General features: G+C 52.4%; 12 protein-coding genes and 1 riboswitch. Of the genes, 7 read left to right on the top strand and 5 right to left on the bottom strand.

Annotated features, from left to right (window positions below):
- Nucleotides 1–2 precede the first annotated feature (2 nt).
- From BLQ88_RS21040 to BLQ88_RS21030, 3 genes are read left to right on the top strand one after another with little or no spacing between them, the layout of a single operon-like run.
- Nucleotides 3–1,250: an AGE family epimerase/isomerase gene (locus BLQ88_RS21040; protein ID WP_090154135.1), complete on the top strand. Its 1,248-nt coding sequence runs from the start codon at nucleotides 3–5 to the stop codon at nucleotides 1,248–1,250.
- A gap of 2 nt (nucleotides 1,251–1,252) precedes the next feature.
- Nucleotides 1,253–2,491: a sugar MFS transporter gene (locus BLQ88_RS21035; protein WP_090154133.1), complete on the top strand. Its 1,239-nt coding sequence runs from the start codon at nucleotides 1,253–1,255 to the stop codon at nucleotides 2,489–2,491.
- Nucleotides 2,488–3,693, top strand: a complete 1,206-nt coding sequence (locus BLQ88_RS21030; protein ID WP_090154131.1) for an ROK family transcriptional regulator — start codon at nucleotides 2,488–2,490, stop codon at nucleotides 3,691–3,693. Before BLQ88_RS21035 ends, BLQ88_RS21030 begins: the two co-directional genes overlap by 4 nt.
- A 137-nt stretch (nucleotides 3,694–3,830) precedes the next feature.
- Here BLQ88_RS21030 and BLQ88_RS21025 read toward each other — a convergent pair whose 3' ends face one another.
- Nucleotides 3,831–6,200, bottom strand: coding sequence for a hypothetical protein (locus BLQ88_RS21025; protein WP_090154129.1), 2,370 nt, complete (start codon nucleotides 6,198–6,200; stop codon nucleotides 3,831–3,833).
- 250 nt (nucleotides 6,201–6,450) lie between these two features.
- Here BLQ88_RS21025 and BLQ88_RS21020 point away from each other — a divergent pair, with 250 nt between their 5' ends.
- Nucleotides 6,451–7,257 carry a hypothetical protein gene (locus tag BLQ88_RS21020; protein WP_090154127.1) on the top strand — a complete coding sequence of 269 codons (807 nt, stop codon included), beginning with the start codon at nucleotides 6,451–6,453 and terminating at the stop codon, nucleotides 7,255–7,257.
- A gap of 12 nt (nucleotides 7,258–7,269) precedes the next feature.
- Entirely contained in the window at nucleotides 7,270–8,799 is a 1,530-nt protein-coding gene (locus tag BLQ88_RS21015; protein ID WP_090154125.1) for an alkaline phosphatase family protein, read from the top strand.
- 32 nt (nucleotides 8,800–8,831) lie between these two features.
- On the opposite strand, the gene BLQ88_RS21010 is transcribed toward BLQ88_RS21015, so the two are convergent.
- The 4 genes from BLQ88_RS21010 to BLQ88_RS20995 all read right to left on the bottom strand — a co-directional run bounded on the left by BLQ88_RS21010 (nucleotide 8,832) and on the right by BLQ88_RS20995 (nucleotide 12,882).
- On the bottom strand, nucleotides 8,832–9,344 hold the full coding sequence (locus tag BLQ88_RS21010; protein ID WP_090154123.1) for a molybdopterin-dependent oxidoreductase: 513 nt from the start codon (nucleotides 9,342–9,344) through the stop codon (nucleotides 8,832–8,834).
- 1 nt (nucleotide 9,345) lies between these two features.
- A complete protein-coding gene (locus BLQ88_RS21005) occupies nucleotides 9,346–10,479 on the bottom strand; it encodes a cytochrome-c peroxidase (RefSeq protein WP_090154121.1) in 1,134 nt (377 codons plus the stop codon).
- A gap of 3 nt (nucleotides 10,480–10,482) precedes the next feature.
- Nucleotides 10,483–12,456: a TonB-dependent receptor plug domain-containing protein gene (locus BLQ88_RS21000; protein WP_090154119.1), complete on the bottom strand. Its 1,974-nt coding sequence runs from the start codon at nucleotides 12,454–12,456 to the stop codon at nucleotides 10,483–10,485.
- Between the two features lie 81 nt (nucleotides 12,457–12,537).
- Nucleotides 12,538–12,882 carry a winged helix-turn-helix domain-containing protein gene (locus BLQ88_RS20995; RefSeq protein ID WP_090154117.1) on the bottom strand — a complete coding sequence of 115 codons (345 nt, stop codon included), beginning with the start codon at nucleotides 12,880–12,882 and terminating at the stop codon, nucleotides 12,538–12,540.
- 91 nt (nucleotides 12,883–12,973) lie between these two features.
- A riboswitch (cobalamin riboswitch) is annotated at nucleotides 12,974–13,241 on the top strand.
- 21 nt (nucleotides 13,242–13,262) lie between these two features.
- Here BLQ88_RS20995 and BLQ88_RS20990 point away from each other — a divergent pair.
- Nucleotides 13,263–15,434 carry a TonB-dependent receptor gene (locus BLQ88_RS20990; protein WP_090154115.1) on the top strand — a complete coding sequence of 724 codons (2,172 nt, stop codon included), beginning with the start codon at nucleotides 13,263–13,265 and terminating at the stop codon, nucleotides 15,432–15,434.
- A 144-nt stretch (nucleotides 15,435–15,578) separates the two neighbouring features.
- On the top strand, nucleotides 15,579–17,048 hold the full coding sequence (locus BLQ88_RS20985) for a PepSY domain-containing protein (RefSeq protein WP_090154114.1): 1,470 nt from the start codon (nucleotides 15,579–15,581) through the stop codon (nucleotides 17,046–17,048).
- Nucleotides 17,049–17,177: the final 129 nt, after the last annotated feature.

Here is a 17,177-nt window from a genome sequence, read left to right as displayed (position 1 = left end):
TCATGCAACCCGAAAAGTATATTGACCAGTACCGCCACGCACTGCTGAACGATGTGATCCCATTCTGGATGAAAAATTCGCCCGACCAGGAGTACGGCGGCTTTTTTACCTGCCTCGATCGCGATGGGAAGGTGTTTGATACCGATAAATTCGTGTGGCTTCAATGCCGGCAGGTATGGTGTTTTGCCATGCTGTACAACCAGGTAGAACAGCGGCAGGAATGGCTGGACATGGCGCTTTCCGGGGCGGAGTTTTTGCGGAAATACGGGCGCGAGCAGGTGAGCGGACGAGACGTCCGCGACATGAGCGGGCACGAGCCGGAGGCTCGCGCCAACCGCGCAGGTAACAACTGGTATTTTTCCTTAGATCGATACGGAAATCCGCTCACGCAGCCTCACAGCATTTTTTCGGATTGTTTTGCCACGATGGCGTTCGGGCAATTGTACAAGGCCACGGGCAATGAGGAGTTCAGGGCCATTGCGACGGACACCTTTTTCAATATTTTGAAAAGGCAGGATAATCCCAAAGGCATTTACAGCAAGGCCGTACCCGGTGCGCGGCCGCTGGAAAGTTTTGCGCTGCCGATGATCCTGTGTAACCTGGTGCTGGAAATCGAATCGCTGCTGGAACCTGCATTGGTGAACGAGGTGATCGAACGCGGGATCGATACCGTTATGAACAAGTTTTACAAGCCGGAACTGGGCGTGATCCTGGAAAATATCAGCCCGGATGGCTCCTTTTCGGATTCCTTCGAAGGCCGGCTGGTAAATCCCGGGCACGGATTGGAATCGATGTGGTTTATGATGGACCTTGCCGAGCGGACGTCCGATGAGAGGCTGGCGCAAAGGGCGGTGGACATCGCGATACAACTCATCGAGTATGGCTGGGACAAAGAATATGGCGGGATTTTCTATTTCATGGATATCAAAGGCAACCCGCCCCAGCAGCTCGAATGGGACCAGAAACTCTGGTGGGTGCATATGGAAACGCTTATCACGCTACTCAAAGGCTACCTGCACACGGGTGACGAGCGCTGTGCGCACTGGTTCGAGCGTGTGCATACGTACACATGGAGCCATTTTCCGGACCCGGAATTCGGGGAATGGTTTGGTTACCTCAACCGCCAGGGCGAGCCGCTGCTGACTTTGAAGGGCGGTAAATGGAAGGGCTGCTTCCACGTGCCGCGTGGGCTGTACCAATGCTGGAAAACATTGGAAGCTATTCAGGTAAAAGTATCCTTAAACGTCTGATTATGGCACAGATACCAGTTGCTGCCACCTCGCAAACCGGATTGGCCGAGGGGCAAAGTTACCGGCCTGCCCTTGTCACGCTTGCGGTTTTGTATTTCATGATGGGGCTCATTACCTGCCTCAACGATACGCTTGTGCCGTTTTTCAAAAACAGTTTTCAGCTCACCTACACCCAGTCGGCGCTGGTGCAGTTTTACTTCTTTTTTACTTACGGCGTCATGTCCATTCCCGCTGGGGTTTTAGTCAGTAAATTCGGTTTTAAACAAAGCATGGTGGCCGGTTTTGCGGTTGCGGCGGTGGGGACGTTCCTGTTTTTCCCGGCGTCGCTTATGCACCAGTATTACCTTTTTCTGGCGGCGCTTTTTATCCTCGCCGTTGGCATTGTAATCCTGCAAGTGGCTGCAAATCCATACATTACCCTGCTCGGGCCACCGGAAACGGCTTCTTCGCGGTTCAACCTCATTCAGGCATTGGGTTCGCTGGGAACTACCGTGGCGCCGCTGCTGGGGTTGTGGTACATTCTTTCCGAGACCAGCCACGTAGGGCAATCCAGCGAGGCGGTGCGGCTTCCTTACCTTTGCATTACGGCGCTGGTCATCCTGATTGCGTTCGTGATCAGCCAGTTGAAATTGCCAAACCCGGTTGCGCAGGTGCCGAATGCGGTCGAAGGGCAAGCGGGTATTTTCGCTTTTCGTAATCTCCGGTTCGGGCTGGTGGCGTTGTTTTGCTACGTTGGCGCGGAGGTTTCCATTGGATCTTTTCTGACCAATTACATTGCGGATACGGCGGGTATCGTCGAGAATGAGGCTGTTACTTACGTGGCATTTTACTGGGGCAGTATGCTCGTAGGGCGGTTTATCGGGGCCGGTGTCCTGAAAATCGTGCGGGCGCCATTGGTACTGAGCATTTGCGCGGTGGCTGCCGTCCTGTTGATCGCGGTGTCGGTTACCAGTACCGGAATGCTGGCTGCCTGGACGATGGTGGCGGTAGGTCTGTGCAACTCCATTATGTTCGCTACGATCTTTTCACTGTCCGTCGCGGGGCTCGAAGAACATGCTACAAGGGCGTCAGGCTGGTTGTCCACGGCCATTGTCGGCGGAGCGGTTATTTCCTTTTTGCAAGGCTGGCTGATCGACCATTTCAACTGGCAGGTCGCATTCATGCTGCCGTTGGTATGCTATGTTTTCATCCTGTTTTTTGGGCTAAATGGATATAAAGAGCGTAAATTTGACACCCCATGAGCAGACCACTCCGCGTTACCGCCAACTATAAAACCAAAGATCCCGCCGGCATTATCCTGGGGTATCTGGCCAATCATGGCAACATGACATTACCGGAGCTGGGCAAGCGGCTGAACATCAGTGTTCCGAAGGTGACGGTACTTGTGAATGAATTGCGGAACGAAGGCCTGGTGAGCGACTATGGAAAGGTAGATTCTTCCGGCGGCCGCAAACCGAATTTGTATGGCGTGGCTGCGGATGCCGCCTATTTCGTCGGGGTCGATGTCAAGCAAAGCCATTTGACGATCGGGTTGCTGGATCTGGACAATGCATTGGTGAAGAATTCCGGTAAAATGGACTACGAACTGACGAATACAGTGGAGTCGCGGGATAGGCTTTGCAAGCATATTCTTGATTTTATTAACGGATTGTCCATTCCCAAAGACCGTATCAAAGGTGTTGGAATCAACCTGTCGGGGCGGGTGAATTACCGTACGGGGCACAGTTACAGCTACTTCCATTTCGACGATCGCCCGCTGAGCGAAATTGTGGAGGAGAAAATAGGTTTTCCCGTGTTTCTTGAAAACGATTCACGGGCAATGGCTTACGGTGAATTTTGCCTCGGCGCAGTGGAAAGCGAGAAAGATGTACTTTTCCTGAACCTCGATTACGGCATCGCGGTGGGTATTTTGATGGGCGGGGAATTGTATTACGGCAAATCTGGCTACGCGGGCGAATTCGGGCATATGCCGGTTTTCAATAATGAATACATCTGCCGCTGCGGCAAAAAAGGTTGCCTGGAAACGGAAGCCGCCGGCTGGGCATTGGAAAGAATGTTCCGAGATAAAATCCGCGAAGGCTCGTCCTCGCTCATTACCACGAAAATCCCCGATCCCGAAAGCATCACCATGGACGACATCGTCGAAGCAGCCATTTCCGACGACGTCCTCGCCATCGAACTCATCGCGCAACTGGGCGACAACATCGGCCGCGGCATCGCTTCGCTGATCAATGTTTTCAATCCCGAGCTGGTTATCCTGGGCGGAAGCCTGCTCGCTACCGGTGATTACATTGGTTTACCCATTAAAACAGCCATTAACAAATACTCGCTAAGCCTTGTAAATAATGATACAAGGCTGGTGCATTCCAAGCTGGGCGAAGAAGCAGGACTGCTCGGGGCTTGCCTGCTGGTGCGGAACCGCTTTTTAGGCATTCACGACTAGGCCACAGCGTGGCCCCCTGTTTATAGCAGTGGTCCATTCCAGCGCATTTGCCGACTCCGGCAGGAGTCTCCTAGCGGAGACGAAACGTACGTTGCAACCATTCTTGCTATAAACAGAACGCTCCTCCGGAGCACTATCTAAGGCTGCTTCAACAACCAAACATCTGAAATCTTGGATTGTTTGCGCCAGTTGAGTTGTGATTCTTCGGGGCCGTCGAAGGTGACGGAAATCTTACCGTCCTGCGTAAGGCTCAATGGTACGATCCATTCTTTGAACGTTTCAGATTCTTTGTTGTACACGATAGGCGAGAGCCGGCGCCCGTCCACCCGGAGGAGCGCGTCGCCTTCGCCTGCTACGCGTATGATGTAGCGTGCGCGAGGGTCGAGGTTGTCGTAATCGAGCTCGGGCTCGCGCTGGAACAGCTGGGTGGAAAGGCGCTTGCGGCTTTTGCCATTATCCCACCAGGCGACGTCGGTGGCGTCGTCGGAAATCGTTTTTACCCGTGGGCCTTTGGCTACACTGGAAATATCATCATAATAGCTTCCCGGTCCCGGATTTTCCCAGAATGCAATGGTTTTCAGCCTCGCCAGCTGCTCGTCGGGACTGGTCATTTTTTTGATCTTTTCAAACTCGTCGGCCAGCCACCAGCGGTTGTTAAGGGGATAATCGACGAAATCCATTACCACACCGCGCTCCGGATTCCGGGGCTGGTGTTTTTCGGTGCTGGTTTGCAGGCCGATGGACGTGTATAATGCGTCGCTTAGTTCGGTCAGCTCTCTGCGTAAATCCCGTTGTGTTGGCTCCGTGTCGGCCTTGTTCACCATAACGAGCGCCTTGTCCATCGTCCCAGCCAGGTTAGTTTTGTCGCCGGCTGCGAGGATAGCATTGGCTTGTTTCTCCAATTCCTGTTCACGGATGAGGCGCATACGCGTGTACCGATCATAGAATGCCCTGAAAACCAGCATTTGCCACCGCCAGTTGTTTTCCAGGCGCTCTTCTTCCATTCTTCGATAAAAACTAGTATTCAGGTATGTCATTTCCACACCACCATTTTCGGCCAACGGCCCTTTCCAGTTCTGTTCCAGTCCCTCTATCATACCCGCAGCAGACGAAGCGATGACATGGTTGAAGAAAAAATTACAATACTCTTCCATAATCCCGTGCACATCGGCCTGCGGGTCCCAGCCGCGCATGCTCCACAATACTTTGTTCACGTCGTCATGGCTGCCGTCGGAATAGGAAACAAAACCATCGGTGAACGGCGCATATTTCGCATGGATTTTAGCAAATGCAAATGGCCGGGGATTGACAGACTCCCTGCCGAGCGTCAATGCGAATGCCTGATCGAACTTCTCGACCGGAAATTCGCAGCGTACGGAATGCGTAATGTCTGGGTATTGGCGGTGCTGGTATTGTTTCGGCAGGCGGTAGCGCGTTTCGGCCATCGGCGGACTGCCCGGGCCCGATACCACGCCTTGCAGCCAGGCAGGCTTTTCGGTTTCAAGGTATTTGTAAAAATAATCGATTTGCTCGGTGTCGAAGCCTTGCAGGGAAATCCACATTTTGGCTTTGGGATGATGCTTTACCAGCCTGCTTTGCAGTTCTTGGAGAAACGGCAGCACTTCCGACGGATGATTATCGCCCGGATCGCCACCCGGAAAGAAAATATGATCGAGGCGGGGGACTTCTTTATAAAACTGTTCATGCAAATCCAGTTCGGCCTGACGTTTGGTTTTGTCGGTCAGTTCGAATGTCGCGGGCGTCCATACCCAGTAATCCATGTCGTATTTCTGACATATCTCGCTCATTTTGATCCGCATTTCCCGCGCCGGAATTTTGAAATGCGGGCTTGGCTTATCGTCTTCGTGAAACGGGATACCTTCCACTGCATTGCTACCAAAAATAGCCAGCTCGCGGATGTACTGATCAAACTGCGCAACCGACCACGCATCGTAGGTATTGGCCGTCGAGCGGTAACCGAGCTGATGCCCGCGGATAGGGTAGGCGGGCGACGTGGCTAGGTCTACCGGTCCGTCCAGCTCCAATAATGGCCTTCCCACAAAGGATTTGCTCATTTTTAGATGCCTCAGCAAGTATCCCGTCCCGAATAAAATACCCCTAGTATCGGCGCCAATAATCCAGATGGTTTTATTTCCGCCTGCCGTTTCGGTTACGATCCGATAGCCTTCCGGCTTGAATTCCGGCCCGTTTCCGTCGCCGACGGGCACATTGCGGGATAGCAGTGTCTTGTCCGATGCCAGAACCAATGCGATCACCGGCGCATTACCCTTCGGCCACCCGGTTGCATTCTTCAACGTTATTCCTGTTCTTTTTGCGATCTCCTCGGTCAGCACCGCCGGGGCCGTTTCCTTCATGGGAGAAGGTACATTCGGGGAAATGACCCAGGTAGCAGTTCTCAGGTCGATAGGCTGCGCGGTGCTTGGGAAACAGATGATCAGGACAAGCAGCGTTGCAAGGAGTGGCTTCAAGCGGGTTGGGGAATGCATGATGAATACGAATCGATGTTATAGTTTGTCTACTGTGTTTTGTGTGTTTCGGGCTAATGAGGCGGGATGGTTTGAAGGTGCACCTTCAAACAGGCTATTCGCAGGCCTCTGGCCGGTCTGGTATGCAAGACCGGCCAGAGGCCTGCGAATAGTGCGTCCGAACGTGTACGTTCGAACGATTTGTAACATTGGCTTAAAGTAGAAAACCGAACCTTTCGCTACTTTTAAGATTTGAAACATTTGTAACACTATGGCTCGTCTTAAACCACTGTTATTCTGCACGTTTTTACTATTCCTGATAACACTCCAACCCGCATTCCCGCAAACGCTCACACCCGGCAAAACATTCGACGTGAAGGAAGCCAAGCAGGCCGTCGCCGTCGATGCACAGCATTTTTATGTAATCAATAACAGCACCATTACCAAGCATTTGAAATCCGACGGCAAGCTCGTGGCAAGCTGGGATGGGACGAAGGAGGGGATAGTCCATTTGAATAGCGGGGTCGTAATCAAAGGGAAATTGTATTGTGCCAATTCGAATTACCCCGAAATACCTATGACGAGCTCGGTGGAGATTTTTGACGTGAAATCCCTCACGCACGTGGATACGCACAGCTTCGGCATCGCGCAGCACGGGTCGCTAACCTGGCTCGACCAGCACGACGGCCATTGGTTCATCGGTTTCGCGCACTATGCGGGTAAGGAGGCGAGCGAGGGGCGGGATGTGCGGTGGACGTCGCTCGTGAAGTACGATCTGGAATGGCGGCAGGTGGAGGCGTGGGTATTTCCAAAAAACCTGGTCGATTTGTTTACGCCCAAAAGCAATTCCGGCGGCGCCTGGGGTGCGGACAGCTTGCTGTACTGCACCGGTCATGACCGTGCCGAAGTATATGTGTTAAAACTCCCGAAATCGGGCTACACGTTGCAGCATGTCGGCACATTGGCGGCGCCGATCGAAGGCCAGGGCATTGCCATCGATCGCTCGGTGCCGGGCAAAACTTCGCTGTACGGCATTCAGCGTAGCAAGCACACTGTAACTGTTTCAGAAATCCGATAATCTCCTGCATCAATGAAAGCACTTTTTTACTCACTGCTGTTTGGTATGTCGCTGATTTTGAATGGTATAGTAAATGCGCAACAGGAAAACCCGCGCTTCAAAACCAAGACGCTGATCGTTTTCTTCGACGGCCTGCGTCCCGACTATATCACCGAAGCGCAAATGCCGAACCTGTTTGCATTCAAAAAAACGGCAGCCTGGGGCAAGCACCATCACAGCGTGTTCCCGACGGTAACCCGCGTCAACTCGGCTTCGTATGCCACGGGTTCCTATCCGGGCACGCACGGGTTGCTGGGCAACGCCATTTACATTCCCGAAGTGGCCGCCAACAAGTCGATTGGCACTACTTATGGCGATTTGAATAAAATCCCAGCCGCAACATCCGGGCCATTGCTTACCGCCAAATCGCTCGGCGAGGTGCTCGCGGATGCAGGTCAGAAAATGATGGTTTTCAGCTCCGGAACGACCGGACAAGCCTTTTTGCAAAACCATACTGTGAATGGCGCCATCGTAAATCCTGATTTGATTTTACCCGAAGCATTTAAAAAGCAAGTACTGGATGAAATAGGATTGGTGAGTCAGGGAACCGATGAAGAACACGGCCGTCACAAATGGATTACAGATGCATTGTTAAAATATGGTTTAACTAAAAACGGCCCGCTGGTAAGCGCCATCTGGTTTTCCGACCCTGACGGCGCGGCGCATGAGCACGGTATCGGCTCGGAGCAGGCCGTGGAGGCGATCAAATACGTAGACGGGCAATTTGGCCGCATTATAGAAGCATTACAAGCGAAAGGCGCGGACGAGCGTTACAATGTGATCATTTCCACCGACCACGGCTTTGTAACCCACACCGGCAAGCAGGGACTTACCGATTTTTTGATTAAGGAAGGATTTAAAAAGGATAAGGAATCCGACGACGTCGTGGTAGCCGAGGGCGCGATTTATGTGAAAAACCATGACGAAAAGGTCATTGCCAATATTGTTAGTGCATTGCACAAGCAGGAATGGGTAGGAGCGGTGTTTACAAAAGGAGCTAAAAAGGGCGACGTCCAGGGTCAGGTGAAAGGAACGCTTTCCTTTGATCTGATCCATTATGATCACCCGAAACGCTCGGGCGACATTCTGTTAGCGCCGAACTGGAACGATGCGAAAAATGATAAGGGTTATGCCGGTACCGATTACTCGGGCGGCGTGGCGGGCCATGGTGGTTCGAGTCCTTATGAGATCAATATCGCATTGCTCGCTAACGGGCCGGATTTTCAGCAAGGCGTGACGACGGAGTTGCCGACTTCCAACGTTGATATTGTTCCTACTATCTTGAATATCTATAATTTGCCCAAACCGGTTGCAATGGATGGCAGAGCGGTTGCCGAGCTTCTCAAAAAGTCACCAAAGCAAAATAGCACCTCCAAAAAGCAACTCATCAAAACGGAGGCAAAATATTCCTGGGGAAGCTACCAATTGTCGGCTGAAATGTCTGTCCTGGGCGCTTACCGTTACTTCAATTACGCCAAAACAGAAAGAACGCCGGCCCGGTGACCGGCGTTCTGGAATGTGCATTCAAAAAAGGATCAGTTTTTGGCAAATGCGATTTTAATGCTCCTTACCTCGCGGATCCATCGCGCAGGTTTTTTGTCTTTCGGCGTGATAATGCGGAATGGCCCTTCGCCGGAAGGCAGCGGCTGTCCGTCTTTTTCGGTAGCCAGCAAAATCACCTGATCCGTAAATTCGGGATCGATCTCGGCCAATGCGTAAAGCACTTCGTAGCCGTCCGCAGCGGTGATTAATGCATATTTGGCCAGATTTTCGCCACGTAGTTTGGCACCGGTTGTCACGCCCGCCTTTTCCAGGATTTCAATCAGCGCGACGCCCTTGAATTCGTGCTCCTTGCCGTCGCGGTCTTTCACTTTATGGCTGATCTGCTTCATCGCAGCCAGGTCCTGCGCTTTCAGTTCGAGGGGCGTAGTTACTTCGCCGGAAACGGTAAGTGTGGCTGTGCTTTGCGCGTGTACCTGCGTTACGAGCGCGCAAGCGAGTATTGCGCACAAGAGGATTTTGTTTCTGAATGTCTTGATTCCTTGCATGTTACCGGGCTGTTGGAGTGGAATGCGGATTTGAAAATGCGGGATTGGTAATGAATGTCGAGTCGGTAAGCATGCCGAAGAATGCGATGATGTCCTGTTTTTCCTGCGTTTTGAGACTCAGGGTTTTACCGTTTTCTTCATTGGAAATATCCTGTAAAAAGCTGCTCAGCGTCTCGCTTTGGCGGATATGGTCACTGTAATGGTCGAGCACGGCTTCGATGGTTTTAAAACGGCCGTCGTGCATATACGGGGCGGTGAGGAGGATATTGCGCAGCGTCGGCACGCGAAACCGGCCTTTGTCCAGGGATTGACTTGTGATCTTTTCGCGGCCCAAATCAGTGAATGCGCTGTCGAGGCCGTTGTTGTGGAACAGCTCCTTGAACGTCTTCGGGCTGCCGTGGCAATGCCCGCAGTTGGCGCCGCGGATGCGGCGTTTAGGGTCCGGGCCGTTTTCGAAAAGCTGCATTCCGCGCAGTTCGGCGGCGGTGGGCTGGTATTGGCCGGCCAGGTAGCGGTCGTAGGGCGCGTCGGCGGAAATTAAGGTTCTTTCAAACTGTGCAAGCGCTTTCAGGATGTTTTGTTCCGTAACACCTGTTTCGCCAAATGCGCTGCCGAAAAGGGCGGGGTAGGGAGCCGTCTTACGCAGTTTTTCAGCGGAAACCGCCAGCGATTGCCCCATTTCGTGCGGATCGGTGAGCGGAAATGCGGCTTGTGCTTCCAAACCCTGCGAGCGCCCATCCCAGAAGAAATTCCGTACCCACAGCAGGTTCGAGAGCGACATGGAGCTACGGGGCGTAAAGCTGCCATCAACGCCCAGGCTCACAGGCCGGCCGTCGGTGAATGCCAGTTTTTGCTCGTGGCAGCTTTCGCAGGAAAATTTGTTGTTGGCCGAAAGCTTTTTTTCATAAAACAGCATTCGGCCCAGGTACACGCCCTCGTGCGTGGTCGGATTGTTGGCCGGGATTGTGAACCGCGAGCCGAAATTGGCGGGGTATTTCAGTTCGTAAGGCGCGGGAGTGTGGGACACGACCGATACCAGACTGGCGAAAACGCAGAAAGTGGCCGTCAGGATGGTAACAAACCACCCCGACACGCCCCCCGTGTATTTCGTCCATACCCTACGGTGTTCCGACATTGTTTAAAAATAATTGAAAACCAGGTTCACAAAGAAATTTCTGCCCGCTTCCGGGAAGCCTTCCACGAGGCTGTAATTCTTGTCGAAAATATTGTTGATACCAGCTTCGGCGGAAATGAATTTATACAATTTGACTGACGCCTTCGCATTCACGAGCGTATATGCCCCTGCTTTTGTACCATAGCTGGTGCTGTAACGGCTGCTGTTGTTCTCCACGCTGGCAAGCAGGTTGGCCACTTTCAGGAAAGAGAAGTCGGCATAGGCGAATACCTTATGCTCCGGCACGTTGGTGAAAAGGATTGCGGGGTTGGTTTTGTTTTTCCGTTTGATAAACGAATAGTTCGAGCCGAGTTTCAGACCGTGGATCATCTGGTAATCAAAACCTGCTTCTGCGCCATAGAAACGGGCCTTTCCGGCATTCTGTAACTGGAAGCGATTGGGCTGTACATTATCCACTTGCTGGATGATGTCGTCGATATTGCTTTGGAAAACGCTGGCCTGTAATGCGAGTTTTTCGGCTACTTTGCCGGAATAGCTGAGGTCGTAGTTCAATGCGACTTCGGCGTGCAGGTCGGGGTTGGGAATGGCCTGGCCCATGCGGTAGGAGTAGCGGTCTTTGATAGTCGCGAAACGGGTCTTGCGCGCAACGGTCCCGCGGAGCGAATGGTTGGCGGTAATATCCCAGAAAAGGCCGATTTGCGCATTCACGGCATTGTTCTTACTGTCGGCAAAATCGCTCAGCTCTTTGGTGGTCGCATTGTATTCCTGCGCCTTGCTGGCATTGCGTGCATTGAAACTGACGCCCGGTACAACGGCGAGCGACGGGATGATCTGGTAGGTATTTTCGATTCCGATCGAAATGGTATTGTCGATGTAGGATTGCACCGGCTCGCCCTTGTCGTTCTCGCGGTGGATGTCGCGCTTGTACTGCACATTGAATTTGAAAACATTATTATCCAATGCCCGCGATTCGAACTCCGCATTGCCGCCCAGCGTGTAGTCGTCATAGAAGCTCTGGAATGCGTAACCTTTGGTTTGGGCAGTGTAGGTCGTGTCGTCGTAGCTGAACAGCGAGTTCACGAAAGTATCGTAGTACAGCCGCGTTTTGACCTTATTTTTCTCCCCAACTGCGGTATTCGAAATAAAATACAGGCTCTGCTTGTTCCATTTCGGCCATTTCCAGAAGCGGGTAGTAATTTTGGAATCGTCACCCACGTAAGGAGGCGTACCTTTTTCGCCGTGCTGGTTGATATAACCGATCACATATTCGTCCGTTGCATTCGGGGTGAAACCGGCTTTGACGCTGAATTTCAGGTCGTCACGGTAAGCATTCTCGTGGTCGGAAGTTTGCTGGTATTTCCGGGGTTTGAAATCGTCGGAAAGCGGGTAGGTCTCCTGTTTCAACTGCGACGCGCCGACCTGGTAAAAGAATTTGCCCATTCTGGAACCCGCGTTCAAATTCCAGCGGTAACCATCACCGCTGAAAACCCCGGCCCGGCCATTGATCTCGAATTTGTTCACCGGCTTGCGCGAAACGAGGTTAATGGCCCCACCCATCGTGTTGGCGCCGTACAAAATCGAGGCGAACCCTTTGGAAACATTCACTTCGGCGAGGTCGAATGTCGTGAAGCGGCCCATATCCACATAGCCATCGTAAGGCACATACACGGGCACGCCGTCGATGTACACAGGCACCTGGCGCAGGTCGAATCCACGCACGTACACGACGGACTCGTTCCGCGGCCCCACGTTGGCGATACTTACGCCGGGGAGGATATTCAGTGCATTGGAAAGGTCGTTGCGGTTGAATTGCTCGATGGTCCGGTAGGAGAGGCGGGAGGCAATACTATCGCGGTTGCTGATGCCCGATACCCTCACTTCTCCGAGCTGGAAAGTGCGGTCGGTCGATGAGGGCGTTTCCTGTGCCAGGGCAGCGAATCCGAGATGAGAAAATAGTGCCAGGAGAGATTTTTTCATTAAAAAGCGATATGTATGAATGGATATATCGCAAATATAACGAGTCCCTGGCAATGGAGGGGAAAAAATTGACGAGTCGCGTCAGATGAGTGATAAAAGTTCCGGTTCTTCGGCCAGTGCGGCGTTCAGCTTGTCGTTGAGGCGTTTGTAGGCGGCCATTACATCGCGGGCGGTGTCGGTGAGCACAGTGCCTCCGCCTTTGGTACCGCCTTTTTGCGTGACCACATACGGCCCTTTGCCCAAAGTATTGAGCGCGTCCACCATTGCCCATGCTTTTTTATAGGATAATCCCATCTCCTTGGCGGCCTGTGCGATAGAGCCGGTTTCGGCAATGCGTTCGAGGAGTTCATAGCGCCCGGGACCGAAAAATTTGACCTCGTCCACAAATACCCAATGCCGGAGCCGTATCTCGACATGTCTTTCCATGCGGCAGTTTTTTAAGTGATTAATCTTTTCAATTCAATGCCGCAAACTATGATTAAATCATAACTTTGCGCCCCAAACAAGTTCTTTAATTTATTTTCCAACAGGAAAAGGTTTCACATTCAGTGAATTAATAGGGAATCGTGTGCAAATCACGAGCTGTCGCGCAACTGTAAGTAACGAGATAGTTTATGCCAAGGTGATGTCCACTGGGATTCAATTTTGAATGACCGAATGATTGAATGATTGAATAATACTATTCGGTCATTCAATCATTCAATCATTCAATCATTCAAAATTACCCCGGGAAGGACGGCATAAATGTTACAAGTCAGGAGACCTGCCTTTTTCCGGATCACTACTCACCTTAAACGGTTAAAAGTATGTTCAGTTTTACGACCCGCTGCCCGCGGTATGGCAGAATCGGGGAGGCTTCTCTGTGTGCCCTGCTGGCAGTGGCACTGGTATCTCCTTTGACAAGTGCATTGGCACAAACCGCATCTTCCAGCGCCACTGATTCAGTAGCGCGAACGCATCATTTATCGGAAGTGACCGTCTCGGGCGCTCATCGCAGCGCATTTTCGGGGATCAACAAAATCGATGTTCCATTGCGCGATATGCCGCTGACAACCTCGGCCGTTTCCGCCCGCACCATCGAGCAGCGCGGGATCGACGATTTGCAGGAAGCCATGAAAAACACGACCGGCGTGCGTGCGAACAATACGTACGGCGGCTTTCAGCATTTCACGATCCGTGGTTTTTCCAATTTCGTATTGATGGTCGACGGGGTCCGCGATGAGCGGCATAACATTTCGACCAGCGCGCCTAATACCAACCTCGCCAATGTCGAAAGCGTGGAGGTTTTGAAAGGTCCGGCGTCGGTGCTTTTCGGGCATTCGGCTTTGGGAGGGATCATTAACATTGCCCGTAAAAGGCCTTCCGCGGATTTCAAGGCCGATTTTTCGGCAGCTTATGGCACTTTCAATACGCGCCGCATCCGTGCGGGAGCAGGCGGGCCGATCAACGATAAGCTGCATTACCGCGTCGATTTCGGAATGTCGGACACCGATGGCTACCGGCATTCGGGCTCGAATACCAACAATGGTTACCTCGCATTGGAATACACTCCTACCGAGCGCGACCTGTTTTACCTGACCATCGGCGCGAATAAGGACATTTACGACACCGATACCGGCCTGCCAATGCTCGAAGGCAGCAAACTGGCCCCCGGAATGGACCGTGATACCCGCTACAACGATCCGGCCGATTTCCTGAAACATACGCGTTATGACTATCAGCTCAAATATGTGCACCGTTTCAACTCGGGCCTGACGCTTTCGGACCAGCTTTCGTATTATGACGACAATATCAACTACTTCTCGACCGAAGAGCTGTCGTTCAACGCCACGCTCGACTCGCTGAACAGGTCGTTCCCGTTCTATTTCAACCACCTCACCAAGCCATTGCAAAACCAGCTCGAACTGACTTACGAGTTTGATACAAAAGGCATTTCGCACAAGCTGCTGGCCGGTTACTCGCTCAGCATTCTTGATCGCAAAACTTACAACGGCGACGTTTTCGGACCGGGCAAGAATGCTTCCGTCTCCGTGCGTAATCCCGTTCTGAATCAGGGTTATATCGATTTCAAAGACACCTATTACCGCGCTACGATGGAGAATGTGCACGGTATTTATGTGCAGGACTGGATTAAAATCAGTGAAAAACTGAAAGGTCTGGTCGGCTTGCGTTACGATATTTTCCGCGGAACGTACTTCACAGATCAGGTCGATACGGACCGTCATGTGACGGAGGAAGGGCCGGAGTCTAAAATCTCGAAGTCTGCATTGACGTATCGTGCCGGACTGGTGTATCAGCCATTGGAAGCGCTCTCGGTTTACGGTTCGTATTCGACCTATTTCAAACCCGCCCGCCGTGTTGCGCCGAATGGCGAGACTTTCGACCCCGAAACCGGATACCAGGGCGAAGTGGGTTCGAGGCTGGAAATGAGTGCGAAATGGACGGCTAACCTGGCATTTTATTACATGCGCAAAAACAACCAGCTCGAAGCATTGCCGGGCGGTATCTACAAGCGCATTGGTTCGGCGGAGTCGAAAGGATTCGAGGCCGAGGTGAATGGGAATCTGCTGCCTGGGCTGGATGTCACGGCGGGGTATACTTTCTCAAAAGCCGAATACCTGGCCTTTGATGGACAGGAAATTAATCCGGTGGCTGGCAAGCGCGTAGCTTTTGCGCCTGAAAACATGGTGAACGTGTGGCTGAATTACGAAGCGCAGAATGGTACGCTGAAAGGTGCGAGCATTGGCGCGGGTGTGAATTATATGGACGAGACCTTTACCAACAGCGCCAACACATTCGTAATGCCGGCTTACACCGTGGCTGACCTTGCTTTGGGCTATCGCGTCGGGCGTGTAGGTGTCCGGCTGAATGTGAATAACCTGTTCAACGAGCGCTACTATGCCAATGCGATTTACGCGAACCAGTTCTCGCCGGGTGCTACGCGGAATTTTCTGGTTAGTTTGAGGTATAGTTTATAGGAATGGCACGAAGGTCTTCCTTCGTGCTAACTATTCGCAGGCCTCGGGCCGGTCTATATGGTAACGTCGCTTTTCCGTATCGACCGGCCGGAGGCCTGCGAATAGTGTGTACAAATCAGGAGATTTGCACCATCCCCCCAAACAATGAAAAAGCTCATTAAGCTAACGCTTCTCATTCACCGCTACCTCGGCTTCGCGCTCAGCCTGCTCTTCGTTATCTGGTTTCTCTCCGGCTTCGCGATGATGTACGTCAAATACCCCACGATGCGGTACCACGAACGCCTCCAACGTCTTCCGTTACCCGATTTCAGCCATGCAAATCTCACGATCGCGCAAGCACTCGACAGCGCCGGAATCAAGGATACCTTACGTTCCATCCGGTTAGGAATGCTCCTGAACCGCCCCATTTACCGCATTACCACGATTAAGGGCACCTACCAGGCCATTTTCGCAGATGACGGGACCCTATTCAAAGGCACAGATTCCGCATCAGCCGCTCGATTGGCCATTCAATTCACCAAAGGCGGAAAGATCAAAAGCACCGAGCTCCTGACCGAAATCGACCAGTGGATGGCCGCAGCGCGCTCGCAGGGGTACAGTACGCCCGTGTACCGCATACACATTGACGATCCCGCGCGTACGTATGTGTACGTAGCGGCGCAGACGGGTGAAGTGGTACAAATGGTGAATGCAAAGCAAAGGTTCCTGGCGTGGCTCGGCCCAATTCCGCATTGGATTTACCCAACGGTACTGCTCCGTAATCGTCCGCTTTGGAACGATATCATCGTCTGGTCGTCCACCATCGGCAGTGTGATGTGCATTGCGGGGATCGTGATGGGCTTTGTGCGGTATAAGCGCAACCGCGGCCTGGCATTCAGTCCCTACAAAAAGAAATGGTTCCGTTGGCACCATTACACGGGTTTTGCATTCGGCATATTCGTTTTTACCTGGGTATTCAGCGGATTGCTTTCCATGACGCCCTGGGATTGGGCGCCGTTTACAAGGCTGGAACCGGACGAGTCGGCACAATGGACGGGCGGTGTTTTGGATGTCGGGAAATTTAATGTTTCACCTGACGCCGCCGCCCGGAAGCTGAATCCGGAACCTGGTTTAAAGGAAGTCCAGCTCGTGCAATGGAATGGAAAGCCTTACTATATCGGGTATGCCGACGAGCGGCATTCGCATATGCTGGCTGCCGACCAGGAAGTTGCGCAAGCTGTTACGCAACTGGACCTTGCGCCTTTTGTTTCCAAATTAAAAGAAATGAATCCGGATGTGCCGGTGAAGGAGGCGGTAGTGCTTTCGGAGTATGATGATTACTATTATTCCAAACACCACGAGAAGCGGCTACCGGTATTGCGGGTCAAAATGGCTTCGGAGGATGAGCGGTGGTACTACGTCGACCCTGCAACGGCACAAGTCGTTTTAAAACACCAGGACCTGAGCCGCCTGGAACGCTGGCTTTACCACGGATTGCACAGTTTTGATTTTCGCTTCCTGGTGTACAAGCGGCCTTTGTGGGATATTGTAATGATTGTGCTGATGATCGGCGGGACGTTGGTGAGTGTTACCGGGGTGGTTTTGACCTGGAAGTGGGTTATTAGAAAGATTTAATGTCAAACGGCGCAGATGTATAAGTGTGCGCAATGGCGCGAAGGTCCACCTTCGTGCTAACTATTTGCAGGCCTCCGGCCGGTCAAAACGGAAAATCGACATTGCCGTAATGACCGGCCAGAGGCCTAC

The sequence above is a fragment of the Dyadobacter soli genome (assembly GCF_900101885.1).
In the GTDB taxonomy this organism is placed as follows: Bacteria; Bacteroidota; Bacteroidia; order Cytophagales; family Spirosomataceae; genus Dyadobacter; species Dyadobacter soli.
This window is presented reverse-complemented; position numbering and strand designations above follow the sequence as displayed.

Bases quoted from the DNA above. Each gene is read 5' to 3' on its own strand.
- BLQ88_RS20990 (WP_090154115.1), top strand. From the start codon at position 13,263: ATGTTCAGTTTTACGACCCGCTGCCCGCGGTATGGCAGAATCGGGGAG.
- BLQ88_RS21025 (WP_090154129.1), bottom strand. From the start codon at position 6,200: ATGCATTCCCCAACCCGCTTGAAGCCACTCCTTGCAACGCTGCTTGTC.
- BLQ88_RS21030 (WP_090154131.1), top strand. From the start codon at position 2,488: ATGAGCAGACCACTCCGCGTTACCGCCAACTATAAAACCAAAGATCCC.
- BLQ88_RS21015 (WP_090154125.1), top strand. From the start codon at position 7,270: ATGAAAGCACTTTTTTACTCACTGCTGTTTGGTATGTCGCTGATTTTG.
- BLQ88_RS21035 (WP_090154133.1), top strand. From the start codon at position 1,253: ATGGCACAGATACCAGTTGCTGCCACCTCGCAAACCGGATTGGCCGAG.
- BLQ88_RS21010 (WP_090154123.1), bottom strand. From the start codon at position 9,344: ATGCAAGGAATCAAGACATTCAGAAACAAAATCCTCTTGTGCGCAATA.
- BLQ88_RS21020 (WP_090154127.1), top strand. From the start codon at position 6,451: ATGGCTCGTCTTAAACCACTGTTATTCTGCACGTTTTTACTATTCCTG.
- BLQ88_RS21040 (WP_090154135.1), top strand. From the start codon at position 3: ATGCAACCCGAAAAGTATATTGACCAGTACCGCCACGCACTGCTGAAC.
- BLQ88_RS21000 (WP_090154119.1), bottom strand. From the start codon at position 12,456: ATGAAAAAATCTCTCCTGGCACTATTTTCTCATCTCGGATTCGCTGCC.
- BLQ88_RS20985 (WP_090154114.1), top strand. From the start codon at position 15,579: ATGAAAAAGCTCATTAAGCTAACGCTTCTCATTCACCGCTACCTCGGC.
- BLQ88_RS21005 (WP_090154121.1), bottom strand. From the start codon at position 10,479: ATGTCGGAACACCGTAGGGTATGGACGAAATACACGGGGGGCGTGTCG.
- BLQ88_RS20995 (WP_090154117.1), bottom strand. From the start codon at position 12,882: ATGGAAAGACATGTCGAGATACGGCTCCGGCATTGGGTATTTGTGGAC.